The following is a 26,107-nucleotide window of genomic DNA, read 5'->3' as shown; positions in this document are numbered from 1 at the left end:
CGGAATACGTCGGCCAGGGCGTCAGGGCGTCTCGTCGGGGGGCTGCGGTCGGTCCTGCTGCTCGCGCTCGAGCTCAGCCAGTCGGTCCTCCTCGGCCCACCGCTCCTTGCGGCGGCGCGACACCACCTGGCGCAGCTTCTTCTGGAGCGGGTAGACGACCGCCGCCACGACGAGCAGGATGATCAGGTTGGTCGCCGAGAAGGTCGGCTGGTTCGATGTCGCAGTGGCGAGGGTCGCAAGCACATGAGCAGTGTGCCAGAGGCGTAACGTCAGGCCCGTGGCGGCGTCGCCGGCACGTCAGGGGAAACGTGCTGTCGGCAGTGCCCCTGACCTGGTCTGACCGTGGAGGCACGCAGTGAGCGACTGGATCGACAAGGCCAAGGACTTCATCAAGGGCCACCCCGATCAGGCCGAGCAGGGGCTCGACAAGGCCGAGGAGATCATCAACGAGCGCACCGGTGGCAAGTACGCCGACCAGCTCGACAAGGGCGCCGACGCCGTACGCGAGCAGCTGGGCTTGCCTGCTGACGACGCCACCCAGCCTCCGGCCACACCGACGCCGCCCCCGGCTCCGGGGCCCGGTCCTGCGCCGACGCCTCCGCCTGCGCCGACGCCTGAGCCTGTGCCGACGCCTGAGCCTGCGCCGACTCCCGAGCCGGCGCCTCCGGTCAACCCCAACGACCCGGCTCCGGTCGACCCGCACCTGCCCGGCGGCCCCGGCCCGTCGGAGATCCCGCCCGGCGGCTCACCGGCCGGTGAGCAGGACCTGCCGGGGTCGCCCGACCCGAGCGGAGCCGGGACCCAGGAGGGCGGCGACATCACCCTGGGCGACCCGCCCAGGACCTGACCCGGTTCGGCCGCGCTGACGAGGGCCGCCCCACCACGATGGTGGGGCGGCTCTCGACGCGTAAGGACGCGGCTGCGGCAGTGCTACCGGCGGCTCAGGCCTCGGCGTCCTTGATCTCGGCGAGGACGGCCCCGGAGGTGACCGTCTCGCCGACCGCGGCGGTCAGGCCGGTGACGACGCCGTCCTTGTGGGCGGTGATGGGCTGCTCCATCTTCATCGCCTCGAGGACGATGACGAGGTCGCCGGCCGAGACGGTGGTGCCCTCGTCGACGGCGATCTTGACGATGGTGCCCTGCATCGGGGCGGTGAGGGAGTCGCCGGAGGCGGCGCCGCCGGACTTGCCGCCACCGGAGCGCTTCGGCGCCTTCTTCTTCGCGGCGGAGCCGCCGCCACCGCCGAGGGACAGGCCACCGGGCAGCGACACCTCCAGACGCTTGCCGCCGACCTCGACGACGACCGTCTGGCGCTCCTCGGACTCGGCCCCGTCAGCCGACCCGCCGGCATACGGCTGGACGGTGTTGTCCCACTCCGTCTCGATCCAACGCGTGTGGATCGTGAACGGGGTGCCGTCGACCGGGGCGAAGGCGGGGTCGGCCACGACTGCGCGGTGGAACGGCACGACGGTCGGCATGCCGTCGATGGTCAGCTCGGCCAGCGCCCGGCGGGAGCGTTCGATCGCTTGCTCGCGGGTGCGGCCGGTGACGACGAGCTTGGCGATCATCGAGTCGAAGGCGCCGGCGACGGTGTCGCCCTCGACGATGCCGGCGTCCCAGCGCACGCCTGGACCGTGCGGCACCACCATCTTCGAGACCGTGCCCGGCGCCGGCAGGAAGCCGCGGCCGGCGTCCTCGCCGTTGATGCGGAACTCGATGGAGTGGGCGTGCGGCTCGGGGTCGGAGTAGTCGAGGGACTCGCCGTTCGCGATGCGGAACTGCTCGCGCACGAGGTCGATGCCGGTGACCTCCTCGGTGACGGGGTGCTCGACCTGCAGGCGCGTGTTGACCTCGAGGAAGCTGATGTCGCCGGCCGGGCCGACGAGGAACTCGCAGGTGCCGGCGCCGACGTAGCCCGCCTCCTTGAGGATGGCCTTGGAGGCGCGGAGCAGCTCGGCGTGCTGCTCGTCGGTGAGGAACGGCGCGGGCGCCTCCTCGACGAGCTTCTGGTTGCGCCGCTGGAGGGAGCAGTCGCGGGTGGAGACGACGACGACGTTGCCGTGCTGGTCGGCCAGGCACTGGGTCTCGACGTGCCGGGGGCGGTCGAGGAAGCGCTCGACGAAGCACTCGCCGCGGCCGAACGCCGTGACGGCCTCGCGCACGGCCGACTCGTAGAGGTCGGGGATCTCCTCCATCGTCCGGGCGACCTTGAGGCCGCGCCCGCCGCCGCCGTATGCCGCCTTGATCGCCACCGGGAGGCCGTGCTCCTGGGCGAACGCGACCACCTCGTCGGCGCCGCCGACGGGGTCCTTCGTGCCGGGCACGAGGGGTGCGCCGGCCTTGGTGGCGATGTGGCGGGCCTTGACCTTGTCGCCGAGGGAGTCGATGGCCTCGGGCCCGGGGCCGATCCACGTCAGGCCGGCGTCGATGACGGCCTGGGCGAAGCCGGCGTTCTCGGCGAGGAAGCCGTAGCCGGGGTGCACGGCGTCGGCGCCCGACTGCTTCGCGACCTCGAGCACCTTGTCGACGAGCAGGTAGCTCTCACCGGGGGTCGAACCACCCAGGGCGTACGCCTCATCGGCGACCTTGACGTGCAGGGCATCCCGGTCGGGGTCCGCGTAGACCGCCACCGAGGCGATGCCGCTGTCCGCGCACGCCCGCGCGATGCGGACCGCGATCTCACCACGATTTGCGATCAGGACCTTGCTGATGGATGCCATGGCTCGGACTCTATCGGGCTGACGCCGCGTCAATTCCGCCTCCGCAGGCCTATTCAGGGCCGTCATGGAGTGAGGTCCGGCACATCAGGGCCGGCCCCTGCCCCAGACACTAGATTGGCTCGCATGGGACTGTTCTCGCGGAAGAGCAAGAGCGACGTCGAGTCGTCCTCGGACCCGACCCCCGCCGCCGACGTGGACGAGGTCGGCGACGACCCGATCGCGTCCGACTTCACCGGGCGTCCGGTGACGGGGCCGCTCGGTGAGGCCGAGCGCAGCCGTCTCGATGCCGCCCTCGCGCGCGCGGCGCAGGTCGGGGTCGACGTCGACAGCCTTGCCTCCATCGGCGAGCGGTACGACGACGCGTACCGCCAGTGGGCTGCGAGCGATGGTGCAGACGGCGACGGCTCCGACGTCATCGTCGACACCTTCGCCACGGCGATCGGCGAGCACCTGGCTCGCCACAGCGCCCGCGAGTGGGCCGTCGTCACCGACGTCTTCGGCACCGACCTCGGGCTCGTCGCGGCCCGTGCCGACACGGTGGTCGTCCCGCACAACCTCGTGGGGGCCCGGTGGATGCGCGGCGAGACCGGGTGGATCCCGGGCGTCGTGTCCCACCTCGTGAGGATCCGCCCGCGGCCCAGCTGAGGAGCCTCCTAGGATCTCTGGCATGGCCACGGACGACCGGCGCGTCACGCGCGAGCTCGAGGAGGGCATCGAACGCGACTTCAGGCGCAAGATGTCCTACGGCGACTACCTGCGTCTCGAGACGCTGCTCAGCGCGCAGCAGCCGCTCAGCGACCCGCCGCAGCACGACGAGCTGCTCTTCATCATCCAGCACCAGACATCCGAGCTGTGGCTGAAGCTCATGATCCACGAGCTGCGTTCTGCCCGACGACTTCTCGGTGAGGACGAGCTCGCGCCGGCCCTCAAGCGACTGGCGCGGGTCAAGCACATCCAGCACACCCTCACCGACCAGTGGTCGGTGCTCGCGACGCTGACGCCCAGCGAGTACGCCGAGATCCGCCCGTTCCTCGCGACGAGCTCGGGCTTCCAGTCGGCGCAGTACCGCGAGGTCGAGTTCCTCCTCGGCAACAAGAACGCCGACATGGTCGCGGTCTTCTCGCACGACGAGGCCGCCCGCGCCGAGCTCGATGCGCTGCTCCACGAGCGGAGCCTCTATGACGAGTTCCTCGCCTACCTGTCCCGTCGCGGGTACGCGGTGCCGACCCACCTCCTCGACCGTGACTGGACCCAGCCCTACCGTCTCGACCAGGGCCTCGTCGACGTCTTCGCCGGGGTCTACGCCGAGCCGCACGAGCACTGGGGTGTCTACGAGACGTGTGAGGAGCTCGTCGACCTCGAGGACAACTTCCAGCAGTGGCGCTTCCGTCACCTGCAGGTGGTGCAGCGCACGATCGGCCAGAAGACCGGCACGGGCGGGTCGACGGGTGTCGACTTCCTGCGTCGTGCGCTCGACCTGACCTTCTTCCCCGAGCTCTACGAGGTGCGGACCCGGATCGGCGGCTGACCATGGCACAGGACTGGCACGAGCGAGCGGATGTGCTTGCGGCGCAAGCGATCTCCGATGGCGCGCCGACCACGTGGTTCGACCGGCTCTATGCCGAGGGATCGGCGGGCGTCGTCACCATGCCGTGGGACCGGTCGGAGCCCGCGCCGCCGCTACGGGACTGGCTGCAGGAGCGCGGCGCTGTGGGCGACGGTCTGCGAGCGGTCGTCGTCGGCTGTGGCCTCGGTGCCGATGCAGAGCACCTCGCCGGCCTCGGGTTCGAGACGGTGGCGTTCGACGTCGCACCGTCCGCCGTCGGGGTGGCGCAGGACCGGCATCCGGGGACTGCCGTCGGCTACCGGGTGGCGGACCTGCTCGACCTGCCGGGGGAGTGGCTCGGCGCCTTCGACCTGGTCGTCGAGATCTACACCGTCCAGGCGCTGCCCGACCCGCCTCGCTCCGCCGCGGTGGAAGGAGTGCGCAGCCTCGTCGCTCCTGGCGGAACGCTGTTCGCCGTGGAGTTCAGGGCGGACGGCGAGTCCGACTCGCCGAGCGGGCCGCCGTTCGCGCTGAGCCGTGGCCGGATGCGGTCGTTCGCTGGTGACGGGCTCGAGGAGGTCGAGCTGACCGCCATCGAGGGCGAGCGCTGGCGGGCCGTGTTCCGCCGCTCCAGCGACTGACCGAACGCGTGTGACGTTTGCGCAGTGCAGGGGCCCAATACGTTCAGGCCCTGCCGAACCGGTCGCGGCCCGGCTCGCACCGGCACGGGCAGCCGGCCACGCACAACGCCTCGAAGCAGGCGTCCGGGCAGGTGCAGTCGTCGGTCGGCGGGGCGGTGTCGACGGTCGGCTGGCGCCCGCGCATGAGTCGCACCCGCTTGCGCAGGTCCGCGTGGGTTGGATGGTCCTCGGGTCGGTCATGGTGAGGCGTCTTTGCTGCCTGCTGGTCTCGGAATTCCCTGTGCCTGAACCATGCACGCGCCGCCGGTCTGTCGTAGCGCGGACGCGACTCTCGTTCGTAGGGCACCTGGTCCGGCGGCGCCACGTCGAGGTGCGCCGGGAAGCGGCGACCTTGGTTGTCGCGTACGAGGTCCTCTGCCACGGGTGCAACCAGGCGGCCTTCGGCATCGACGACCGCCAGGCGCAGGCCGGCCACGGCGAGGATCTGCTCGAAGAGCGCCACCGTCGGCACGGACGCACCCGACTCGATGCGGCACACTGTGCTGGCGTTCGTGGCCACGAGAGCGGCCAGGTCGCGCTGGCTCAGGTCGGCGAGGCGACGAACCCGGACGACATAGCGGCCGACCCGGTCGTCGCCTCCGCTCGCACCCCCGGTTCTCGCCATGACCACAGCCTGCAGCCCGCAAGCGGAGTCGCGCTGGGATCGTCCACAGGCGCGCCGAGCGACATTCTTTCCCCTGACCGCTACGTCACTGTTCCACGGAGCGCAACAGTGACGTACGCGATTCGTCTAGTCACCTGGCGAGCGACCCTTCCGCGCGGCTACGTCACTGTTGCGTGGGGTGCAGCACTGACGTACGCGATTCCTCTAGTCACCTGACGAGCGACCATTCCGGGCGGCTACGTCACTGTTGCGTGGGGTGCAGCAGTGACGTACGCGATGGGTGTAGTCACCTGGCGAGCGACACTTCCGGGCGGCTACGTCACTGTTGCGTGGGGCGCAGCAGTGACGTAGTGACCTCCGGATCAGGTGGTCAGGCGGCGGTCTTGGCGCGGACCTGACGCTTGATGCGACCAAGCATGGCGACCATGCCGCGCATGCGAAGGGGCGAGACCGCCTCGGCGAGGCCGAACCGCATCGGGGCGTCGTCGGGGACCGCCAGAACCTCCGCCGCGCTGAGCCCGTCGAGGCCCTCGTGGAGGATGCCGGCGAAGCCGCGGGTCGTCGGAGCCTCGGCGGGGGCGTCGAAGAAGAGGCGGACTACCCGGTCGTCGAGGGACGTCCCGTCTGCGACCTCGACGGTGAGGAAGAGTGGCGACTGGCACTCGTCGACGCGTTCGAGCTGGTCGAGGTGACCGGCATACCGCTCGGGAAGGGCGGGCAGCTCGTCGCTGAACTCGAGGAGCAGCTGCAGCTTGAGCTCGTTGCTCGCAGACCGGAAGTCGTCGGCGATCTCGGACAGCGATGCAGGCAGCGTGGTGTCGCTCATGTGTTCACCGCTCGATCGGGACGCGCACGGAGTTGCCCCACTCGGTCCACGAACCGTCGTAGTTGCGCACGGTGTCGAAGCCGAGCAGGTGGGTGAGCACGAACCACGTGTGCGACGACCGCTCACCGATGCGGCAGTAGGCGACGACGTCGTCGTTCGGAGCCAGGCCCTGCTCGGTCAGGTAGATCGCCTCGAGGTCCTCGCGGGACTTGAACGAGCCGTCCTCGTTGGCTGCACGCGCCCACGGCACCGACTTCGCGCCGGGGATGTGGCCGCCGCGCATCGCCCCCTCCTGGGGGTAGTCGGGCATGTGGAGCAGCTCGCCGGAGAACTCGCCGGGGGAGCGGACGTCGACGAGGGGCTTGCCGAGGTGGGCCAAGACGTCGTCCCTGAACGCGCGGATCGGCGCGTCGTCGCGTTCGGCCACGGGGTAGTCGACCGTCGTCGGGGTCGGCACCTCACGGGTCACCTCGCGCCCCTCGGCGATCCACTTGGCCCGGCCACCGTCGAGCAGCCGCACGTCCTCGTGGCCGAAGAGGCTGAAGACCCACAGGGCGTACGCCGCCCACCAGTTGCTCTTGTCGCCGTAGAGCACGACGGTCGTGTCGCGCGAGATGCCGCGCTTGCCCATCACCTCGGCAAAGCGGGCGCCGTCGACGTAGTCGCGCGAGATCGGGTCGTTGAGGTCGACGTGCCAGTCGATCTTGACCGCGCCGGGAATGTGGCCGGTGTCGTAGAGCAGGACGTCCTCGTCGGACTCCAGGACCACGATGCCATCGGGACCTCCGACGGCACCCGCCGCAACCTGCTCGGCCAGCCAGTCGGTGGTCACGAGGCGCTCGGGGTGGGCGTACGCGGAGATCTTCGTGTCGTCAGCGCTCATGTGGCCCATCGTGTCACGCGAGCTTGTCGAGGTCCTCACGGCATCGGCGCTCGAACTCGCCGAGCTCGGCGATGGCGTCCTGGATGTCACGCAACCGCTGGTCGAGGTCCGAACGGCGCTCGTCGATCTGGCCGAGGACGTACTCGAGCTGGGTGCGGCGCCCGCGGGGTGCGTCGAAGAGGTCGATGATCGTGCGGATCTCCTCGAGCGGGAAACCGAGGCGCTTGCCGCGCAGGATCAGGCTCAGGCGCGTGCGGTCGCGGCGGTGGAAGATCCGCTGCGTGCCCCGCCGCTCGGGGGAGATGAGGCCGAGGTCCTCGTAGTGGCGGACCGTGCGGTGGGTCACGCCGAACTCGTCGGCCACCTGGGCGATGGTCCACGTCGGCGCACTTGTCATGGCGTCGATCATGCTTTACGTTTACGTCAACGTCAAGCACGCGTCACGAGCGCGTGACGGCCGCGAACCCCCTTCAGGAGAACAGCGATGTTCGAGCTCAGCCAGGACCACGAGGACTTCCGCAAGGTCGTCCGCGACTTCGCCGAGAAGGAGGTCGCCCCCCACATCGCCAAGTGGGACGCCGCCTCCCACTTCCCGGCAGACCTCGTGCCGAAGATGGGTGAGCTCGGCCTGTTCGGTCTGGTCGTGCCGGAGGAGTACGGCGGCGCAGGCGAGGCCGGCGACTTCACCAGCCTCTGTGTCGCCATCGAGGAGCTCGGTCGAGTCGACCAGTCGATCGGTATCACGCTCTCCGCCGGTGTCGGCCTCGGCATCAACCCGATCCTGACCTACGGCAACGAGGAGCAGAAGCAGCGCTTCCTCCCCGACCTCGTCTCCGGGCAGGCCCTCGCCGGCTTCGGTCTCACCGAGCCCGAAGCCGGATCGGACGCCGCCGCGACGAAGACCCGTGCCGTCCGCGACGGTGACGAGTGGGTCATCGACGGCGCCAAGGCCTTCATCACCAACTCCGGCACCGACATCACCTCCGTCGTCACCGTGACCGCGCGCACGGGCAGCAACGAGGACGGGTCGCCGAAGATCTCGGCCATCATGGTCCCCGCCGGCACGCCCGGCTTCGTCGTCGAGCTGGCCTACCACAAGCTCGGCTGGCACGTCTCCGACACCCACGGCCTCACCTTCGAGGGCTGCCGCGTCCCCGCCGAGAACCTGCTCGGCGCCGAGGGCGAGGGATTCAAGCAGTTCCTCAAGACCCTCGACGACGGCCGCATCGCGATCTCCGCGCTCGCCGTCGGGTGCGCCCAGGCCTGCCTCGAGCTCGCCACGGACTACGCGAAGACGCGCACCGCCTTCGGCAAGCCGATCGGCGTCAACCAAGGTGTCTCCTTCCAGCTCGCCGACCTCGCCGTCATGGTCGAGGGCGCGCGACTGCTGACCTACAAGGCGGCCTGGCTCAAGGACGAGCTGCACGCCGGCAAGCGCTCGGTCAAGGAGGTCAAGCAGGCTGCGGCCATCGCCAAGCTGTACTCGACCGAGGCCGCCGTCACCGCGACCCGCATCGCCACCCAGGTCTTCGGCGGCAACGGCTTCATGGAGGAGTTCCCCGTGGCCCGCTTCTACCGCGACGCGAAGATCCTCGAGATCGGCGAGGGGACCTCCGAGGTCCAGCGGATGCTCATCGCGCGTGGCCTGGGGCTGCCCGCATGAGCGATTCCGACCCGAGGGTCGCCGATGTCCGCGCGCGCCTCGCCACGGCGCACGCCGCCTCCGCGAGCGCGCCCGAGAAGGCACAGGCGAAGCTCGACGCGCAGGGCAAGATCTACGTCCGCGACCGCATCGCGCTGCTCTTCGACGAGGGCTCCTTCGTCGAGGACGGCCGCTACGCCAACGCGCTCCAGCCCGGTCTGCCCGCCGACGGCGTCGTCACCGGCCGCGGCACCGTCGACGGCCGGCCCGCGATCGTCATCGCGAACGACCCGACCGTCAAGGCCGGTTCCTGGGGCTCGCGCACCGTCGAGAAGATCGTGCGCGCCACCGAGATGGCGCTGCGCGAGGAGCTGCCGGTCTTCTGGTTCGTCGACTCCGCCGGCGCTCGCATCACCGACCAGGTCGAGATGTTCCCGGGCCGTCGCGGAGCGGGCCGGATCTTCCACAACCAGGTCGCCCTGTCGGGCAAGGTGCCGCAGATCTGCTGCCTCTTCGGCCCGAGCGCGGCCGGCGGCGCCTACATCCCGAGCTTCTGCGACCTCATCATCATGGTCGAGGGCAACGCCTCGATGTACCTCGGCAGCCCCCGCATGGCCGAGATGGTCGTCGGCGAGAAGGTGTCGCTCGAGGAGATGGGCGGCGCCCGCATGCACTGCACCGTCTCCGGCGTCGGCGACCTGCTCGCCCACGACGACGCCGAGGCCATCGAGCTCGCCAAGCTCTACTTCTCCTACGTGCCCGGCACGTGGCGTGACCACCCGCCGACGTATGCCGCGGAGGAGCCTGCGTCGCCGCTGGCCCGTGACACGGTGCCCGAGCGCGAGTCCGTGCCGTTCGACATCCACGACGTCATCGACGGCCTCGTCGACGACGACTCGTTCTTCGAGCTCAAGCCGCTCTGGGCGGCTGAGCTCGTCATCGGCTTCGGCCGGCTCGACGGCCAGACGGTCGGCCTCGTCGCCAACAACTCGATGGTCAAGGGCGGCGTCCTGTTCACAGACAGCGCCGACAAGGCCGCGCGGTTCATCTGGCTCTGCGACGCCTTCAACATCCCGCTCATCTACCTCGCCGACGTGCCTGGCTTCATGATCGGCTCCGAGGTCGAGCGCGGCGGCATCATCCGGCACGGCGCCAAGATGGTCAGCGCCGTCTCGTCAGCGACCGTGCCGCAGTTCTGTGTCGTCGTGCGCAAGGCGTACGGTGCGGGGCTCTACGCGATGGGCGGCCCCGGCTTCGGCCCCGACGCCACGATCGCCCTGCCGACCGCGCGGATCGCGGTCATGGGGCCCGAGGCCGCCGTCAACGCCGTCTACGCGAACAAGATCGCCGAGATCACCGACGCCGACGAGCAGGCCCGGTTCGTCGCCGACCGCCGCCGCGAGTACGAGGAGGACGTCGACATCGAACGCCTCGCGGCCGACCTCGTGCTCGACTCCATCATCGAGGCGGATGAGCTGCGCTCGGACCTCGTGCGCCGACTGGCTTATGCTTCCCGGCGTGACCGTCACTTCAGCGAGCGCCGCCGCGCCGTCCCGCCGGTCTGAGCTGCGCCTCGGTCACAGGCTCGAGCACCCCGACCGCCGGGCCGAGCTGAAGCTGCCGTTCTGGCGACGTTTCCCGGTCTGGTTCCCCTTCGCCGTCTTCGCCGTCTCCCGCCTGTTCGTGTGGCTCGCTGCCACCTACCTGTCCAGGTACCAGATCCCGCTGCCCATCGGCACCGCCAACATCCGCATCTTCTACCCCACTCCGGCCGACCCTGGCTACAACGCGGTGATGACCGGCTGGGACGGCCAGTGGTACCGCGTCATCGCCGAGCAGGGCTATCCCGCCGTGCTGCCCCGGGTCGGGTGGGGCGGCATCGACATGAACCCGTGGGCCTTCTTCCCGGTCTTCCCGATGACCGTCGGGCTCATCATGAAGGTCACCGGCCTGCCGTTCGCGCTCGTCGCGCCCACGCTCTCGACCGTCATCGGGTTCGCCGCGATGTACATGCTCTTCAAGCTCGTCGACCAGGCCGTGGGCCGCTGGGAGGCGATCGTCGCGGTCGTGGCGACCAGCTTCTTCATCGCCTCGCCTGCCTTCTCGGCGTCGTACACCGAGTCGACCGCCCTGCTCGGGGTCGTCACGGTCCTGTGGCTGATGCGGAAGCGGAAGTACTGGTGGGTCGTCCTCGCGCTGCTCGTGCTCTCGCTGAGCCGCAACGTCGTCATCGCCATGGTGCCGGTCATCGTCGCCCACTGGGTCGTGCCCTGGCGTCAGGGTGACGAGGGAGAGCACCCGGTGCGCCTTCGCGTCGGCCTGGGGGCGCTCGCGGCATACGCCGGCGCTCTGACCTGGCTCTGGCCGACCATCGTCACGATCGCGACGGACACCCCCAACGCCTACAACGACACGATGCTCGCCTGGAACATCGAGACGAAGATCAAGCTCTACCTGTGGTGGGACCTGCTGTACCAGTACTGGGGCGTCCTGGGGCAGGTCGGCGGTGTTGTCGGCGTCGCCGCCTTCGCGTGGTTCATGCTGTCGAAGCACTCGTGGCGCTGGGGCCCGGAGATCTGGGGCTGGGCGGGCGCCTACCCGGCATACATCATCCTCGTCACGAGCACGACGCCGAGCCGCGTGCGGTACGCCCTGCTCGCGTTCCCCATGACGCTCGTGATCGCCTGGTTCCTCAAGCTGCCCTGGTGGCGGCGCTACCGCTACTGGGTGCTCGGGCTCATCGTCGTCGTGGGCGCGGCCCAGATGTGGTGGTGGACCGAGCACTACCTCGTCATCGAGAACCTCACCGACGACCTCTACCCCTGAGCCGCGCCTGCCGCTGCGCCACCCGCGACGTCGAACCAGCCGATGCCGGCGTCACCGAGCAGGTCGCGCAGCAGGGGCAGGGAAAGGCCGACGACGTTGTGGTGGTCGCCCTCGACCGCGGTGACGAAGGCGCCGCCGAGGCCGTCGATCGTGAACGCGCCCGCGACGGTGAGTGGCTCACCCGTCGCGACGTAGGCGTCGATCTCGGCGTCGGAGAGCGTGGCGAAGTGCACCGTGGTCGAGGCGGTCGCGCCGAGCGTGGCGCCGCCGGGGCCTCGGTCGTCGACGAGCCAGTGGCCCGTGTGGAGCACGCCCGAGCGCCCGCGCATGCGGTGCCAGCGGCTGATCGCCTCGGCCGCATCGGCCGGTTTGCCGTGCACCTCCCCGTCGAGCTCGAGCACCGAGTCGCAGCCGATCACGACGGCGCCGGCCTCGAGGCCGGACGCCACGTCCTCGGCCTTGGCCCGGGCGAGCAGCAGCGCGATGTCGGCAGGCTCGAGGGGGCCGTAGCGCTCGGTGGCCTCGGCCACGGCGAGGTCCTCGTCGACGGTGCTGACGACGACGGTCGGCTCGATCCCGGCCGCGCGCAGGGTCGTGAGGCGCGCGGGCGAGGCGGAGGCGAGGACGAGGGGGACCGCGGGGGCGTCGGGGGCGTCCGGGAGGGGGGTCGACATCCCGTCATCGTAGGGGCCGAGCCTCGGCCCGGAACGGCCGACGGCACCACCCCATCGGGACGGTGCCGTCGGTCGTCAGTGACGGGTGTGGTCCGGTGTCAGGCGATCGCCGCGGTCTGCGCCGAGTAGACGGCCCTGGTGAGGTAGCCGGTCTTCGCGCCGGTGACGCGGACCTTGACGTACTTGCCCTTGTCGAGGCTCGTCAGCTTGTACGTCCTCGCGGTCGCCCCCGAGATGGCCACGCCGGAGCGGTACCACTGGTAGGCGTACGTGGTGGGCGCCGGGCTCCACGTGCCCGGCACGGCCGTCAGCGTGTAGGCGACCTTGCGGGTGCCCGAGATGGTCGGCGTCGGAGCCGTGAAGGCCCCCAGCACCGCGGTGGTCGCCGTCGAGGTCTTCGCCACCGTGAGGTAGCCGGACTTGGCCCCGGTGACCCGGACGGTCATCGTCTTGGCCTGGTCGGTCGTCGTGAGCTTGTAGGTGCTCGCGGTGGCTCCCGTGATGGCGACGCCGGACCGGTACCACTGGTAGGCCAGCGTGACCGGGGCCGGCCCCCACGTGCCGGGGACGGCGGTGAGCGTGTAGCCGACGGCCTTGGTGCCGCTGATCGTCGGTGTCGGCGCGGTGAGGGCACCCACCACGACGGGGCCGGTGGCGGCCTGCTGGAGACTCCCGGCGCCAGTCGGGCCGTATGCCGTCATGCGCAGGGTGATCCGCTTGCCCATCATCGCGCTCGTCAGCGTGAGCGGCTCTGCGGTGCCCCAGTCCGAGTCCTGGGGCACGCCGCCGACGACCCAGGTGTACGAGGGGCTCCAGTCGCCGGCCGGGGTGATGGTGCCGTGGGTCGCGGTCAGCGTGGTGCCGACGACCCCGCTGCCGGCGATCGTCAGCGGGCTGGACAGCGCGGGTCCGGTGCTCTTGACCTCGACACCGTTGGAGTACATCTCGGCCGGGCKGTAGCCGGCGAGGGTGCCGGTCACCTTGGCGGTGACCCAGGCGCCGACGAGGTCGCTGGTGGTGGTGAACGTGGAGCTCGTGGCGCCCGCGATCGGGACCAGCCCGTCCGTGCCCTGGCGCATCCACTGGTAGGTCAGGGCGACGCCCGACGGGCTCCAGGCACCGGCGTCGACGCTGAGCGTGCTGCCCACCGTGGACGATCCGCTCACGAACGGCTCGCGGGCCGAGAGGCCGTTGCCCGCGGCGGGCAGCACCATCGTCAGATCGCGCTTGCGGGTGTCGGAGGTGACGGCGAACGGCGTTGCGGTCTCGAGCGTCGTCGCGTTGTCGTAGCACCGGTCCTGGTAGCGGGTGGCAGGCGCCCAGCCGTTGTCGTACCAGGTGTCGTAGACGCAGATCTTGTACGTCTTGCCGACCTCGGTCTGCTCGGCGAAGGTGCCGTCGGCGCCGGTGAGCAGCGGGCCGTACTGGCGTCCGAACCAGTCGCCCTGGGTCGGGCGGTACTCGTAGAGGTTCCAGTTGATGTTCTCGAGCGGCTTGCCTGCCGCGTCGGTCACCTTGACGACGACACCGGTCCACGGGTCGAGGACGAAGTTGACACCGGTGATCGTCGTGCCCGCCGGGATGGTCCAGTCGACGTAGTCGCTGGTGCTCTTCGTGCCGTCCCAGGTGGCCGAGGCGTACACGTGCTGGTCGGCCGGGTCGAAGGCCTGGACGGTGCTCGGGCCCGACTCGACGCCGGTCAGCGTGAAGCTGCCGTCAGCGCCAGTCGTGGTGTCGACCTGCATGCCTCCGGTCGTCTTGGACGCGGCGACGCTGAAGCCGCTCACCGGCTGCCCCGCGGTGTTCTTGACGGTGCCCTTGAGCGTCGAGCGGCGGTCGAGCCGGATGTTCGCGACGGCGGGCGTCACGCCGGCGGTGACGGGGGTCGCTGCGTCGAAGTCGCCCTTGTCGGCGTACCACTCGATGCCCCACTGCGAGGCGCACGTCATCGTGCCCCAGCAGCCGGCCTCGATCTTGTAGGGGCCGGGCGAGGCGAACGTGGCCGAGTAGGTGCCGTCCGAGTTGAACGTGACCGAGCCGGCGTCCTGGTATCTGGAGTCGTAGATCCAGAGGCCTGCGTCCCCGACGCCGACTGCGGTGCCGTTGGCGTCGAGGCCGGTGACGCGACCGGTGATGGTGTAGGTGGCGGCGTCGGCGGACGGGGCGGCCAGTGGCAGCAGCCCGAGGGCGACGGTGGCGGCGGTGAGCGCGGTCAGGAGACGGCGCGCAGCACGGCGCGTGTTCGTCCCCTGGGTCCGGCCCACCGCGGTGCGGTGGCGGAACACGATTTCTCCCCTGTGGTGTGAGCGCCTGCGTCGAGTCGGCGGCGCGAGCACAGCATAGGTGTGGGGAGAGGCCCCCGGCGATGGGGATCAGTACCCATCTGTGGGGAGCAGGAAGGCCCCCGACCGTGGTGGTCGGGGGCCTTCCGGTGTGCCGGTGACGGTGCGCCCGGGTCAGATCTCCTGGAGCACCGCGGCGCGCAGCGTGTCGAGGCCGACACCGCCGATGTCCAGGGCCCGGCGGTGGAAGGCCTTGAGGTCGAAGGCGTCGCCCTCGCGCTCACGCACCTCGTCGCGTAGCTGCAGCCACAGGCGCTCGCCGATCTTGTAGCTCGGGGCCTGGCCCGGCCACCCGAGGTAGCGGTTGAGCTCGAACCGGAGGATCTTCTCGTCCATGAAGCCGTAGCGGGTCAGGTAGGTCCACGCCTTGTCGTAGTCCCAGGCTCCGCCGCCGACCTCGTCGGGGGCGTCGAACCCGCAGTGCACGCCGATGTCGATGACGACGCGGGCGGCCCGAAGTGACTGTCCTGCAAGCCAACCCATGCGGTTGCCCGGGTCGTCCATGTAGCCGAGCTCGGCCATCAGGCGCTCGGCGTAGAGGGCCCAACCCTCGCCGTGGCCGGAGGTCCAGGCCTCGAGGCGACGCCACTTGTTTAGCAGGGCAGAGCGGTAGACGGTCTGCGCCACCTGCAGGTGGTGGCCCGGGACGCCCTCGTGGTAGACGGTCGTCAGCTCGTTCCAGGTGCGGAACTCGGTGTTGCCCTTGGGCACCGACCACCACATCCGCCCCGGGCGGCTGAAGTCGTCGCTCGGGCCGGTGTAGTAGATGCCGCCGGTCTGGGTCGGGGCGATCATGCACTCGATGGTCTCGACCGGGCCGGGGATGTCGAAGTGGACGTCCTTGAGGTTCTCGATCACCTCGTCGGCGCGCTCCTGCATCCATGCCTTGAGGGCGTCGGTGCCGTGCAGCTGGTACTTCTCGTCGGCGTCGAGAATCTCGACGCCGCGCTGCACGCTGGCGCCCGACTCGAGCCCCTCGGCGATCTCGGTCATCTGCGCGTTGAGGCTCGCCACCTCCTGCTGGCCCCAGCGGTAGGTCTCCTCGAGGTCGACGGCGGCGCCGAGGAAGTAGCGCGACTCGAGGCGGTAGCGGTCGATGCCGCAGGCGTCGGCGTCGGGGGCGTGGGGCAGCAGCTCCCGCTCCAGCCAGTCGGCCATCTCGCCGTATGCCGCCGCGGCCGCCGCTGCGGCGTCGGCCAGCCGGGTCTTGACCTCGCCGTCGAGCGGGGCGTCTCCGACCGTGGCGTCGGCGACGATCTTCGCGAAGTAGCCGTCGTCGGCCACGAGGTCGCGCGACTGCTCGGCACACGCCTCGACCTGCCGGCGCGGCGACACCTGGCCGCGCTCGCGCGCGACGAGCAGGGACTCCTTGTAGCCCTCGAGGGCGGCCGGGATCTTGGCCATGCGGGCCGCGAAGGTGCTCCAGTTGTCCTCGGTGTCCTGCGGCATGAGGTCGAAGACGTCGCGCACCGCCTGGAGGGGCGACGCGAGGACGTTGAGCGACATCTCGTCGAGCCCGGCGGCATACCGGTCCTCGGAGAGCTGGAGTCGCTCGGTCATGGCGTCGACGGTGACCCGGTCGACGTCGTCGGCGGGCGTCGCGTCGCCGAGCTCGGCGAGGGTGGCCCGGCGCAGCTGCGAGGCGGCCGCGTTGCCGGCGGGGGAGAGGTCGTCGAGGTCCTCCTCGGCGCCCGGGACCCCGAGGAAGGTCGCGTTGATGGGGCTGAGGGCGACGGCGGCGTCGAAGTAGGTCTCCGCGATGCGGTCCACGTCGGTCCGGGGTCGCGCTGTCTGGGTGTTGGCAGTCACCCGGCGAACGTATTAGAGCGTGGCGACGCGTGCCAGTGCATTGACGGCGGGGCGCCCGGTGGCTGACCGTGGTCAGTCGTGGCCGTTGCCCTTGGCCTTCGCCTTGTCGTTGCCCTTGGCCTTGCCGGTGCCGGCACCAGTGGCGGTACTCGTGGCCGCAGCGGTGCCGCCGTCGTTCCCGCCGGAGACGACGAGCACGACGACTCCGTCGGCCGTGGGCTGGCCCGCGCTGGGCCACGTGCCGACGAGCTGGTCCTTGCCGTCACCGGGCACGGTCACGCGCGTCACGCGGACGTCCGGCTCGAGCCGTGCCGTGGCCTGCTTCACGTCGGTGCCGACGAGGTCGCCGGGCACGACGAAGGAGGTGTTGCTGTCGGCGGGGGCGTGGCCGCGGCTGACGACGAGGGCGACGGTCGATCCCTTGCCCAGCGACTGGCCCTCGGCCGGGAAGGTGCCCAGGACGGCGTCCTCGGGCTTCGTCGAGCGCACGAGCACCCAGCGCACGTTGAAGCCGGACTTGATGATGGCGTCGACCGCCGCGCCCCGCTGCGCGCCGACCAGGCCGGTCGGGACGGTGCCGCCGACGCTCGGCTGGGGGTCGGTGGAGGTGGGCGAGGGGGCCGCGGTGGTGCTGGCGGACGGCTTGGGCTTCGGAGGCGTGGTGCCTGCGGCGTCGGTGCCAGAGCCGGAGAGCAGGACGAAGCCGAGGGTGGCCACAAGGGCGACGACGACCGCGACGAGCACCCAGACCAGGACGCCGGGGCCGCGTCGGCCACGCTGGTGACGGGACCGCCGGGGCTCCGTCCTGGTGTCGACGGACGCCTGCTCCCCGGTGGGCAGCAGACCGGTCGGTGCGGGGTCGCCGGCGGCGCCCGTGGCGAGGGTCGTGTCGACGGACGAGGTGGCGGACGCGCCGGCCGCTGCGAGGGGAGCTGCCGGGACGCCGAGCGCGGGCATCCTCGCCGTGTGGGCGCCGACCGCAAGTACGGACGTCGCCTCGCCGGCCGGGAGGGCCCGGGTCGCGGCATCGGCGCCGGACTCGCGGCGGGCGAGGGCCATCGCCATGGCGTCGGCGTCGGCGTAGCGCTCGGAAGGCACCTTCGCGGTGGCCCGTACGACGACGTCGTCGAGGTTGGCCGGCAGGTCGTGCACCCGGGAGCTCGGCAGCGGGACCGGCTCGTCGAGGTGGCGCATCGCGATCGCGACCGGGGTGTCGCCATCGAAGGGGACCGACCCGGTCAGCATCTGGAACAGGAGGATGCCGAGCGAGTAGATGTCGGTGGCCGGGCTCGTGGCCTGCCCCCTCGCCTGCTCGGGAGAGACGTACGCGGCGGTGCCCATGACGGTGCCGGTGTCGGTGAGCGAGGCTTGGCCGAGCGCCTGGGCGATGCCGAAGTCGGTGACCTTGACCGTGCCGTCGGGCCGCACGATGACGTTGCCGGGCTTGATGTCGCGGTGGACCACGCCGGCCCGGTGCGCGGCGGCGAGGGCCGAGCAGACCTGCTCGGCGATGCGCACCGCGTCGCTGGGCGTGAGCCGCCCGACCTGGCGCAGCAGGCGGGAGAGGTCGGAGCCGTCGACGTGCTCCATGACGATGAAGTGCGAGGAGCCGTCGACCCCGTAGTCGTAGACCTGGGCGATGTTCGGGTGCGAGAGCGCCGCGGCCGTGGTGGCCTCGCGGCGGAACCGCTCGACGGAGTCCGGGTAGTGGGCGACGGCGGGCGCGAGCACCTTCACCGCCACGACTCGACCGAGCCGGTCGTCGGTGGCGAGGTGGACCTCTCCCATCCCGCCGACGGCGATGCGCTCGCGCAGCGTGTAGCGCTGGGCCAGGCGGACGGCTGCGGAGGAGTCGACGGACATGGGCAAACAGCCTAAGGGTGCGGGCCCCTGATCGCCCAACCGGAACTGGGTCACCTGGGGCGCGCAGCGGCGGGCCGATGGCGCTGTCGGCCCGCCCGTGCAGGTCAGCGGGGCAGGCCGCTGGAGCGCCAGCCGCCGTGGGCCCGCGAGGGACCCACGAGGCGCCACGAGGGGTCCGACCAGGCGGAACGGCTGTGTGGGGCAGGCGGCTCCGCCCCGTCGCCGAGCGCGGACAGCACGGCGACGAGGGCAGCGATCTCCTCTGGGGTCGCGTTCCCGTTCACCCGGATCGTGGCGGCGGGTGCTGCCGCCGACGTGTGGTTCCCCACAGCGTTCTCGACGTCGATAGCGGTCTCGGCGCTCACAGCGGGATGTTCCCGTGCTTCTTGGGCGGCAGGGTCTCGCGCTTGTTCTGCAGCGCCCGCAGCGCGCGGGTGACGTTCATCCGGGTGTTGGAGGGGCTGATCACGGTGTCGATGTAGCCGCGCTCGGCCGCGATGTAGGGGTTGGCGAGCGTCTCCTCGTAGTGCGCGACGAAGTCGGCGCGCTGGGCCTCGACGTCGCCGCCCTCGGCCGCGGTGGCGGCGAGCTCCTTGCGGTAGAGGATGTTGACGGCGCCCTGGGCGCCCATGACGGCGATCTGCCCGGTGGGCCAGGCGAGGTTGATGTCGGCGCCGAGGTGCTTGGAGCCCATGACGTCGTAGGCGCCGCCGTAGGCCTTGCGGGTGATCACGGTGATCTTCGGGACGGTGGCCTCGGCGTACGCGTAGATGAGCTTGGCGCCGCGGCGGATGATGCCGTCCCACTCCTGGCTGGTGCCGGGCAGGAAGCCGGGCACGTCGACGAAGGTCAGCACGGGCACGTTGAAGCAGTCGCAGGTGCGCACGAACCGGGCGGCCTTCTCGGAGGCGTCGATGTCGAGGCAGCCGGCGAACTGCAGCGGCTGGTTGGCGACGATGCCGACCGACATGCCGTCGATGCGGGCGAAGCCGGTGAGGATGTTCGGCGCGAAGAGCGGCTGGACCTCCAGGAAGTCACCGTCGTCGACGACGTGCTCGATGACCTGCTTCATGTCGTACGGGACGTTGGGGGAGTCCGGGATGCACGTGTCGAGCCAGCGGTCGTCGTCGGTGACGGTGAGGTCGCCGTCGACGTCGTAGGCCGGGGGCTGGTCCATGTTGTTGCTCGGCAGGTAGGACAGCAGCGCCTTGACGTAGTCGATGGCGTCCTGCTCGTCGGTGCCCATGTAGTGCGCGACGCCGGACTTGCTGTTGTGGGTCAGGGCACCGCCGAGCTCCTCGAAGCCGACGTCCTCACCGGTGACGGTCTTGATGACGTCGGGGCCGGTGATGAACATGTGCGACGTCTGGTCGACCATGACAGTGAAGTCGGTGATCGCGGGGGAGTAGACGGCCCCACCGGCGCACGGGCCCATGACGAGGCTGATCTGCGGCACGACGCCGGAGGCGCGGACGTTGCGGTGGAAGATCTCGCCGTAGAGGCCGAGGGAGACGACGCCCTCCTGGATGCGGGCGCCTCCGGAGTCGTTGAGGCCGATGACGGGGCAGCCGATCTTCATGGCGAAGTCCATGACCTTGACGATCTTCTCGCCGAAGACCTCGCCGAGGGAGCCGCCGAACACGGTGAAGTCCTGCGCGAAGACGGCGACCTGCCGGCCGTCGACGAGGCCGTAGCCGGTGACGACACCGTCGCCGTAGGGCCGGTTCTTCTCCTGGCCGAAGTTGTTGCTGCGGTGTCGGGCGTACTTGTCCATCTCGATGAAGGTGCCCTCGTCGAGCAGCATCGCGATGCGCTCACGGGCCGTCTTCTTGCCGCGGGCGTGCTGCTTCTCGACGGCGCGGTCAGAGCCGGCGTGGGCCACCTCGGCGACCCGCCTCTTGAGGTCGGCCAGCTTGCCGGCGGTCGTGGTCAGATCGGGACCGTCGGACGTGCTGGTGGGCTGCTCCGCCACGGCGTGTTCGCTTGCCATGCTGCGCAGCCTAGCCTTGGAGACGTGCGCGATTCGCTGGACTCGGACTCTGTCAGTGCGGCCTTGGTCACGTCCGGGCGCCCGTGGCGCGGAGTGGAGTTCCACCCCGCCCTCGGCTCGACGAACACTCGCCTGCGCGAGCTGCTGACAGCCCGACGGAAGGGGACTCCCGGGCCCACGGGGGCGTATGCCGGCCCGCCCACGCCGGGGGAGGACGCGCTCTGGTGGGTGGTGGCCACCGACCACCAGACCGGGGGACGAGGTCGGCTGGGCCGGGCCTGGACGGTGCCCGACCGTGCCTCGCTCGCCGTCAGTGTCGCCGTCCCGGTCGCGGACCCGGCCCAGGCCGGGTGGCTGCCGCTGCTCGCCGGGCTCGCCCTGGCGCGGGCCGTCGGCGTCGTGTCGCGCGGCGCCGGTCGTGACGTCACGCCCCGGCTCAAGTGGCCCAACGACGTGCTCGTCGCCGAGGACGGTGACCGCAAGCTGAGCGGCATCCTCTGCGAGCTCGTCACGGTGGGCGCAGGGCAGGCGGTGGTGGTCGGCACCGGCGTCAACATCGACCAGACCCGCGACGAGCTGCCGGTCGACACCGCGACCTCGCTGGCGCTGGCCGGTGTGCAGGTGCGTCGCGAGGACCTGCTCGTCGCCTACCTCGACCACCTCGCCGACGTCCTCGCCGAGGCCGGGATCACGCATTTCCGCGGCAGCCCGGGTGCGACAGCGGGTGGCTCACCGGGTCCCGACGCGGCAGCAGTGAGGACGGCCTACCGCGAGGCGTGCTCGACGATCGGGAGGGCCGTGCGCGTGCACCTCCCGACGGGTGACGCGGTCGTCGGCACGGCCGTCGGTGTCGACGAGGACGGAGCGCTCGTCGTGCGCACCGACGGCGGCACCCGGACGTTCGCGGCCGGTGACGTCGTCCACGTCCGACCCGCGGAGGACGGGCTGGCATGATCGGGCCATGACCGAGCCGGGCACCGAACCGGGCACAGACCCCGGCGCCGACCCCGGCAGTGGCCGCGGCAGCACGCGGGCCACCCCGCCGGCCGCCGCGCCGGCCGCCGAGCCCGCAGCGCGGGCCAGCGAGGACTACACGGAGGCCCTGCTCGGCCGCCCGCTCGAGCTGCGGCGACGCGACGTGAGCCGCGGGGCCGAGGTCTCGCTGCTCTCGGCCCGCAAGTTCTGGCACGCGCTCGGCTTTCCCGTCGTCGACACGGACGACCAGCTGTTCACGGCGGCCGACCAGAAGGCGCTGGCCGCCGTCGCCGGCATCGTGCGCGACGGGCTGCTCGACGAGCAGGTCGCGCTCGCGATGACGCGGGCCTTCGCGCGGTCGTCCGACCGACTGGCCGGCTGGCAGTCGCAGCTCATCGCCGAGGCGGTCGAGGAGCACATGTCGGCCGCGATGGCCCACGAGGACGACGACGAGCACGAGACGCGGTCGGTGCCGACCGTCGAGACCGCCACCGAGACGGCCCGGCGGCTCGCCGAGCTGACCGACCGCCTGGAGCCGCTCCTCGTCTACGCGTGGCGACGGCACCTGTCGGCGACCGTGGCTCGCATGCTGGCCGACGCCGACCCCGAGTCGTACGGCATGACGAAGATGCGCTCGGTCGGGTTCGCCGACCTCGTCAGCTTCACCGCCCTCGTGCGGCGGCTGTCCGAGCGCGACCTCGCCCGGCTCGTGTCACGGTTCGAGGCACTGTCGGCCGACGTCATCACCGCCCACGGCGGCCGTCTCATCAAGACCGTGGGTGACGAGGTGCTCTTCACGACGATGGGCGCCGCGCCGGCGGCGGCCATCGCCCTCGACCTCGTCGACACGATGACCCAGGACGACGTGCTGCCGGCCGTGCGCTGCGGCATGGCGCGCGGACCGATCATCTCCAGGCTCGGCGACGTCTTCGGCACGACCGTCAACCGGGCCTCCCGCCTCACCGCCGTCGCGCAGGCGGGCACCGTCCTCGTCGACGCGACGATGGCCCGCGAGCTCGCCAGCCTCTCGGGCTTCGAGCTGACCGGCCAGCGCCGGCGCATCCTGCGCGGTGTCGGGCCCGTGACCCCGTCGGTGCTGCGCCGTGCCGCCGCCACCGGTCGTCGGCAGGCCACCAACGCCTCCGTCCCCGACCCCAGCCACCGAACCGGGTCACGCAGCGACGCGTGACCTTCGAAGGAGACCGACGTATGCCGTCAACGCCACCTGCCACAGACACCCCCCTCACCGACGCGACGGGTGACGCCGCCCTCGTGCGGGTGGAGCGCTTCGACGATCCGGAGCTCGCTCACGTGGCAGAGATCGTGCTCGACCGGCCCGAGGCCATGAACGCCGTCTCGACGGCCATGGCGAGGGCCATCGCAGCAGCCACAGCAGAGGTCGCCGCCGACGAGTCGGTGCGCTGCGTGGTGCTCACCTCGAGCCACGCCAAGGCGTTCTGCGTCGGCGCGGACCTGAAGGAGCGCAACTCCTTCACCGACGCGGACCTCATGGAGCAGCGCCCCGTCGCGCGGGCGGCATACGGTGGCGTGCTCGACCTGCCGGTGCCCGCGATCGCGGCCGTCGACGGGTTCGCCCTCGGGGGTGGCTTCGAGCTGGCCCTCTCGTGCGACATCGTCGTGGCCGGCGACGCCGCCCTCGTCGGCCTGCCCGAGGTCAGCGTCGGCGTCATCCCCGGCGGCGGCGGCACGCAGCTGCTCGTGCGCCGGGTCGGGTGGTCCCGCGCCGCCCGCGCGATCTTCACGGCCGCCCGGCTCCAGGCTCGTGAGGCGCTCGACCTTGGCGCCGTCGACGAGGTGGTGCCTGCCGGCACGGCACGCGAGCGTGCGCTCGAGATCGCCCGCGCCATCGCGGCGAACTCGCCCGTCGGGCTGCGCAACGCCAAGCGGGCGATGCGTCTCGGTGCCGACGTCGACCTGGCGGCCGGGCTCGAGATCGAGGACGGCTGCTGGCGGGCGACCGCCTTCTCCGGTGACCGACGCGAGGGTGTGGCGGCCTTCGCGGAGAAGCGCCGGCCCGTCTGGCCGGGACGGTGAGCGCCGCACGAATCGCCGCCGTGTCGCAACCGTTTCCGTGTCGCGGGCGGCTCGGGGTGCAAACCGGGCGGATGTCGATAGGCTCACGTCGGTCGGTGCGCCCCCTCGCCGGCAGATCCTGAGGACGTGACATGACCCGAGTGCTCCTGGCGGAGGACGATCCAGCCATCTCCGAGCCGCTGGCGCGCGCGCTGCGGCGCGAGGGCTACGACGTCGACGTACGCGAGGACGGCGCGGCTGCCCTCGACGGCGCCAAGGAGAACCCTGACCTGGTGCTGCTTGACCTCGGCCTGCCGAAGATCGACGGCCTCGAGGTGTGCCGCCGCATCCGTGCCGAGGGTCGCACCATCCCGGTGCTCATCCTCACCGCACGCGCCGACGAGGTCGACACCGTCGTCGGGCTCGACGCCGGCGCCGACGACTACGTCACCAAGCCGTTCCGGCTCGCCGAGCTGCTCGCCCGGGTGCGGGCGCTCCTGCGTCGCACGCCCACCGAGGTCGTTGCCTCCGGCGAGCTGGTCCGCATCGACTCCGACGGCAGGCGCGCCTGGTTCAAGGGCGAGGAGCTGCAGCTGACGGCCAAGGAGTTCGACCTGCTCCGCGTCCTCGTGCGCGAGCAGGGCAAGGTCGTCTCGCGCGAGCAGCTGATGCGCGAGATCTGGGACACCGCGTGGTTCGGGTCGACCAAGACTCTCGACATGCACATCTCGGTGCTGCGCCGGAAGCTCGGCGACGACGCCACCTCACCGCAGTACATCGCCACCGTCCGTGGCGTCGGCTTCCGTTTCGAGCGACCTCAGGCCGACTGACCGTGAGGCGCATGCTCGACCGGATGGCACTCGTCGTGGCGGCGGTGTGCGCCGGCGCCTGCGTGCTGCTGGCCACCGCCGTCGTCGCCTTCGTCCTGGCGACCCGTCGCGAGGTCATGACCGACTGGCTGGCGGCCGACCCGTCCGCGGGCGTCGCCCGCTTCGGCACGGCCATGCTGGTGGTGGGCGCGATCGGCGGCGTGACGGCATACCTCGTGACCCTCGGCACCCGCACCCGCGTGGAGCGCTCGTCCAAGGAGCTCGTCGAGCTGGCCACCCGCTTTGCTGCCGGCGAAGCGCGCCTGACCCCCGTGCACTCCGAGATCGACGAGATCGAGCACGTGTCGGGCGTCATGACGCGCCGCGCCCACGACATGACGAAGTCGCTCGCGGCCGAGCGCGACTTCGCCGCCGACGCCTCACACCAGCTCCGCACCCCGCTCACGGCGCTGCTCATGCGGCTCGAGGAGATCTCCGAGACCGACGACGCCGACGTCGTCAAGGAGGAGGCCAACATCGCCATCGCGCAGGTCGAGCGGCTCACCCGCGTCGTCGACGACCTGCTCGGGCGCACCCGCGGCGCCGGTGGGCCCTCGCCGGCGGTGTCGCTCGACTCGGTCATCGCCGCCCTGCAGCGCGAGTGGCAGCCCGCGTTCGAGCAGGCGCGGCGCTCCGTGCGCGTCCGCGGCGAGCGTGGCCTCTTCGTGCGCTCGACCCCGGTCGCGCTCTCGCAGGTGCTCTCGACGCTGCTCGAGAACTCCCTCGTCCACGGGCGCGGCACCGTCGACGTGCACGCGCGCCGGTCCGGCCCCTCGGTCATCGTCGAGGTCAGCGACCAGGGCGACGGCGTGCCGGCCGCGATGGCGCCGCACATCTTCGAGCGCTCGGTGAGCAGTGGGGCGGGGGGCAGCACGGGTCTGGGCCTCGCCCTCGCGCGTGACCTCGCCGAGTCCAACGGCGGACGCCTCGACCTCGTCCAGGCCCAGCCGGCCCGTTTCGCGCTGTTCCTCTCCGAGGCCGAGACCGACTGACGCGTCCGCTTGACCGGACCGGCTGACCGGACCGGCTGACCGGACCGGCTGACGGGACCGGCTGACCGGACCGGGCCGACGAGACCGGGCCGACGAGACCGGTTGAAGGCGCCAGGAACGCCCGGTCGAGCGGGGTAGGGTTCCCGCGTGAGGCGCCTGCATGAGTTCCTGTTCGTGCGCCACCGCCACAACTGGGTGCTGCTGCTCCGGTTCGGGGTCGTGGGCGCCTCCGGCGTGCTCGTCAACCTGCTGACGCTCATCGTGGTCAAGAAGCTCGGACCCGGGTTCAACCAGGCCATCGTCGGACTTCCCGGCAGCGACTACAACGTGCGCTGGTACCACGTCTACTCGACCATCGCCTTCGTCGTCGCCAACCTCTGGAACTTCCAGCTCAACCGCACGTGGACCTTTCGCACCTCCGCGCATGCCCGCTGGTGGCACGAGTACTGGCCCTTCCTCGTCGTCGGGCTCCTGGGCCAGGTGGTGGGCCTGCTCCTGCTGACGATGCTCATGCACCTCAGCTCGCCCCTGCACCTGCCGACGTCGGTGTTCGACGACTCGACCGGCTTCCGCACGCGCCTCTACTGGGCCCRGCTCATCGTCATCGCCGTCGTCACGCCGATCTCCTTCGTGCTCAACAAGATCTGGACCTTCGCCGCGGTGCGCAGCCACCACCCCGACCTCGCCGACCCGAGCCATGCCGAGGCGGTGCTCCACGACGAGACCGCCGACGCCGGGCTGGGCGCCGAGCAGGCCGCGGGGTCCGGGACGGGCCGCCCCGACCGGCTCGCCTGAGGCCCACTACGCTTGG

At 71.3% G+C, this 26,107-nt stretch carries 25 protein-coding genes; 13 read left to right on the top strand and 12 right to left on the bottom strand.

Annotated features, from left to right (window positions below; all coding sequences use genetic code 11):
* Nucleotides 1-21 precede the first annotated feature (21 nt).
* Nucleotides 22-243 (bottom strand): hypothetical protein, encoded by a 222-nt coding sequence (locus tag AC1DE0_RS16510; RefSeq protein WP_478102532.1) that lies wholly within the window; start codon nucleotides 241-243, stop codon nucleotides 22-24.
* 112 nt (nucleotides 244-355) lie between these two features.
* Here AC1DE0_RS16510 and AC1DE0_RS16505 point away from each other — a divergent pair, with 112 nt between their 5' ends.
* Entirely contained in the window at nucleotides 356-847 is a 492-nt protein-coding gene (locus AC1DE0_RS16505; RefSeq protein WP_478102530.1) for an antitoxin, read from the top strand.
* 94 nt (nucleotides 848-941) lie between these two features.
* Here AC1DE0_RS16505 and AC1DE0_RS16500 read toward each other — a convergent pair whose 3' ends face one another.
* The gene (locus AC1DE0_RS16500; protein ID WP_478102528.1) at nucleotides 942-2,720 is read right to left on the bottom strand and encodes an acetyl/propionyl/methylcrotonyl-CoA carboxylase subunit alpha; all 1,779 of its coding nucleotides are present in this window, start codon (nucleotides 2,718-2,720) and stop codon (nucleotides 942-944) included.
* A 123-nt stretch (nucleotides 2,721-2,843) separates the two neighbouring features.
* Between AC1DE0_RS16500 and AC1DE0_RS16495 the strand changes: the two genes are divergently transcribed.
* The 3 genes from AC1DE0_RS16495 to AC1DE0_RS16485 are packed head-to-tail and all read left to right on the top strand — an operon-like array spanning nucleotide 2,844 to nucleotide 4,907.
* Nucleotides 2,844-3,365 carry a DUF3806 domain-containing protein gene (locus tag AC1DE0_RS16495; protein WP_478102524.1) on the top strand — a complete coding sequence of 174 codons (522 nt, stop codon included), beginning with the start codon at nucleotides 2,844-2,846 and terminating at the stop codon, nucleotides 3,363-3,365.
* Nucleotides 3,366-3,387: 22 nt separating this feature from the next.
* Nucleotides 3,388-4,248 carry a tryptophan 2,3-dioxygenase gene (locus tag AC1DE0_RS16490; RefSeq protein ID WP_478102522.1) on the top strand — a complete coding sequence of 287 codons (861 nt, stop codon included), beginning with the start codon at nucleotides 3,388-3,390 and terminating at the stop codon, nucleotides 4,246-4,248.
* A 2-nt stretch (nucleotides 4,249-4,250) separates the two neighbouring features.
* Nucleotides 4,251-4,907, top strand: a complete 657-nt coding sequence (locus AC1DE0_RS16485) for a class I SAM-dependent methyltransferase (protein ID WP_478102520.1) — start codon at nucleotides 4,251-4,253, stop codon at nucleotides 4,905-4,907.
* A 43-nt stretch (nucleotides 4,908-4,950) separates the two neighbouring features.
* Here the strand turns inward: AC1DE0_RS16485 and AC1DE0_RS16480 are convergent, their stop codons facing one another.
* The 4 genes from AC1DE0_RS16480 to AC1DE0_RS16465 all read right to left on the bottom strand — a co-directional run bounded on the left by AC1DE0_RS16480 (nucleotide 4,951) and on the right by AC1DE0_RS16465 (nucleotide 7,677).
* The gene (locus tag AC1DE0_RS16480) at nucleotides 4,951-5,571 is read right to left on the bottom strand and encodes a helix-turn-helix domain-containing protein (protein ID WP_478102518.1); all 621 of its coding nucleotides are present in this window, start codon (nucleotides 5,569-5,571) and stop codon (nucleotides 4,951-4,953) included.
* Nucleotides 5,572-5,941: 370 nt separating this feature from the next.
* Nucleotides 5,942-6,397 carry a SufE family protein gene (locus AC1DE0_RS16475; RefSeq protein WP_478102515.1) on the bottom strand — a complete coding sequence of 152 codons (456 nt, stop codon included), beginning with the start codon at nucleotides 6,395-6,397 and terminating at the stop codon, nucleotides 5,942-5,944.
* A 4-nt stretch (nucleotides 6,398-6,401) separates the two neighbouring features.
* Nucleotides 6,402-7,280 (bottom strand): sulfurtransferase, encoded by an 879-nt coding sequence (locus AC1DE0_RS16470; RefSeq protein WP_478102513.1) that lies wholly within the window; start codon nucleotides 7,278-7,280, stop codon nucleotides 6,402-6,404.
* 13 nt (nucleotides 7,281-7,293) lie between these two features.
* A complete protein-coding gene (locus AC1DE0_RS16465; RefSeq protein ID WP_478102511.1) occupies nucleotides 7,294-7,677 on the bottom strand; it encodes a MerR family transcriptional regulator in 384 nt (127 codons plus the stop codon).
* Nucleotides 7,678-7,764: 87 nt separating this feature from the next.
* On the opposite strand from AC1DE0_RS16465, the gene AC1DE0_RS16460 reads away from it, so the two are divergent.
* From AC1DE0_RS16460 to AC1DE0_RS16450, 3 genes are read left to right on the top strand one after another with little or no spacing between them, the layout of a single operon-like run.
* Complete coding sequence (locus AC1DE0_RS16460) at nucleotides 7,765-8,943, top strand: acyl-CoA dehydrogenase family protein (RefSeq protein WP_478102509.1); 1,179 nt, start codon at nucleotides 7,765-7,767, stop codon at nucleotides 8,941-8,943.
* The gene (locus AC1DE0_RS16455; protein ID WP_478102507.1) at nucleotides 8,940-10,487 is read left to right on the top strand and encodes an acyl-CoA carboxylase subunit beta; all 1,548 of its coding nucleotides are present in this window, start codon (nucleotides 8,940-8,942) and stop codon (nucleotides 10,485-10,487) included. The genes AC1DE0_RS16460 and AC1DE0_RS16455 overlap by 4 nt, the downstream gene beginning before the upstream one ends.
* Nucleotides 10,441-11,748: a hypothetical protein gene (locus tag AC1DE0_RS16450; RefSeq protein ID WP_478102505.1), complete on the top strand. Its 1,308-nt coding sequence runs from the start codon at nucleotides 10,441-10,443 to the stop codon at nucleotides 11,746-11,748. Before AC1DE0_RS16455 ends, AC1DE0_RS16450 begins: the two co-directional genes overlap by 47 nt.
* Here AC1DE0_RS16450 and AC1DE0_RS16445 read toward each other — a convergent pair.
* The 6 genes from AC1DE0_RS16445 to AC1DE0_RS16420 all read right to left on the bottom strand — a co-directional run bounded on the left by AC1DE0_RS16445 (nucleotide 11,739) and on the right by AC1DE0_RS16420 (nucleotide 20,426).
* On the bottom strand, nucleotides 11,739-12,422 hold the full coding sequence (locus AC1DE0_RS16445) for a Maf family protein (protein ID WP_478102503.1): 684 nt from the start codon (nucleotides 12,420-12,422) through the stop codon (nucleotides 11,739-11,741). The genes AC1DE0_RS16450 and AC1DE0_RS16445 overlap by 10 nt on opposite strands.
* A 98-nt stretch (nucleotides 12,423-12,520) precedes the next feature.
* On the bottom strand, nucleotides 12,521-14,707 hold the full coding sequence (locus AC1DE0_RS16440) for a carboxypeptidase regulatory-like domain-containing protein (RefSeq protein ID WP_478102501.1): 2,187 nt from the start codon (nucleotides 14,705-14,707) through the stop codon (nucleotides 12,521-12,523).
* A 171-nt stretch (nucleotides 14,708-14,878) separates the two neighbouring features.
* Nucleotides 14,879-16,573, bottom strand: a complete 1,695-nt coding sequence (locus AC1DE0_RS16435; protein WP_478102499.1) for a DUF885 domain-containing protein — start codon at nucleotides 16,571-16,573, stop codon at nucleotides 14,879-14,881.
* Between the two features lie 72 nt (nucleotides 16,574-16,645).
* Entirely contained in the window at nucleotides 16,646-18,436 is a 1,791-nt protein-coding gene (locus tag AC1DE0_RS16430; protein WP_478102496.1) for a protein kinase domain-containing protein, read from the bottom strand.
* Nucleotides 18,437-18,540: 104 nt separating this feature from the next.
* The gene (locus AC1DE0_RS16425) at nucleotides 18,541-18,801 is read right to left on the bottom strand and encodes an acyl-CoA carboxylase subunit epsilon (RefSeq protein WP_478102494.1); all 261 of its coding nucleotides are present in this window, start codon (nucleotides 18,799-18,801) and stop codon (nucleotides 18,541-18,543) included.
* A complete protein-coding gene (locus tag AC1DE0_RS16420) occupies nucleotides 18,798-20,426 on the bottom strand; it encodes an acyl-CoA carboxylase subunit beta (protein WP_478102492.1) in 1,629 nt (542 codons plus the stop codon). The genes AC1DE0_RS16425 and AC1DE0_RS16420 overlap by 4 nt, the downstream gene beginning before the upstream one ends.
* A gap of 24 nt (nucleotides 20,427-20,450) precedes the next feature.
* Between AC1DE0_RS16420 and AC1DE0_RS16415 the strand changes: the two genes are divergently transcribed.
* The 6 genes from AC1DE0_RS16415 to AC1DE0_RS16390 all read left to right on the top strand — a co-directional run bounded on the left by AC1DE0_RS16415 (nucleotide 20,451) and on the right by AC1DE0_RS16390 (nucleotide 26,091).
* A complete protein-coding gene (locus AC1DE0_RS16415; RefSeq protein WP_478102490.1) occupies nucleotides 20,451-21,380 on the top strand; it encodes a biotin--[acetyl-CoA-carboxylase] ligase in 930 nt (309 codons plus the stop codon).
* 7 nt (nucleotides 21,381-21,387) lie between these two features.
* On the top strand, nucleotides 21,388-22,590 hold the full coding sequence (locus AC1DE0_RS16410; protein ID WP_478102486.1) for an adenylate/guanylate cyclase domain-containing protein: 1,203 nt from the start codon (nucleotides 21,388-21,390) through the stop codon (nucleotides 22,588-22,590).
* A 20-nt stretch (nucleotides 22,591-22,610) separates the two neighbouring features.
* Nucleotides 22,611-23,456: an enoyl-CoA hydratase-related protein gene (locus AC1DE0_RS16405; RefSeq protein ID WP_478102484.1), complete on the top strand. Its 846-nt coding sequence runs from the start codon at nucleotides 22,611-22,613 to the stop codon at nucleotides 23,454-23,456.
* Nucleotides 23,457-23,587: 131 nt separating this feature from the next.
* Complete coding sequence (locus AC1DE0_RS16400; protein ID WP_188031287.1) at nucleotides 23,588-24,265, top strand: response regulator transcription factor; 678 nt, start codon at nucleotides 23,588-23,590, stop codon at nucleotides 24,263-24,265.
* Between the two features lie 11 nt (nucleotides 24,266-24,276).
* A complete protein-coding gene (locus tag AC1DE0_RS16395; RefSeq protein ID WP_478102482.1) occupies nucleotides 24,277-25,296 on the top strand; it encodes a sensor histidine kinase in 1,020 nt (339 codons plus the stop codon).
* Between the two features lie 147 nt (nucleotides 25,297-25,443).
* The gene (locus tag AC1DE0_RS16390; protein WP_478102479.1) at nucleotides 25,444-26,091 is read left to right on the top strand and encodes a GtrA family protein; all 648 of its coding nucleotides are present in this window, start codon (nucleotides 25,444-25,446) and stop codon (nucleotides 26,089-26,091) included.
* Nucleotides 26,092-26,107 lie beyond the last annotated feature (16 nt).

The organism is Terrabacter sp. 05T424, assembly GCF_056396225.1.
Note: the sequence above shows the minus strand (reverse complement) of the source record. Positions and strands in the feature narration are given on the sequence as shown.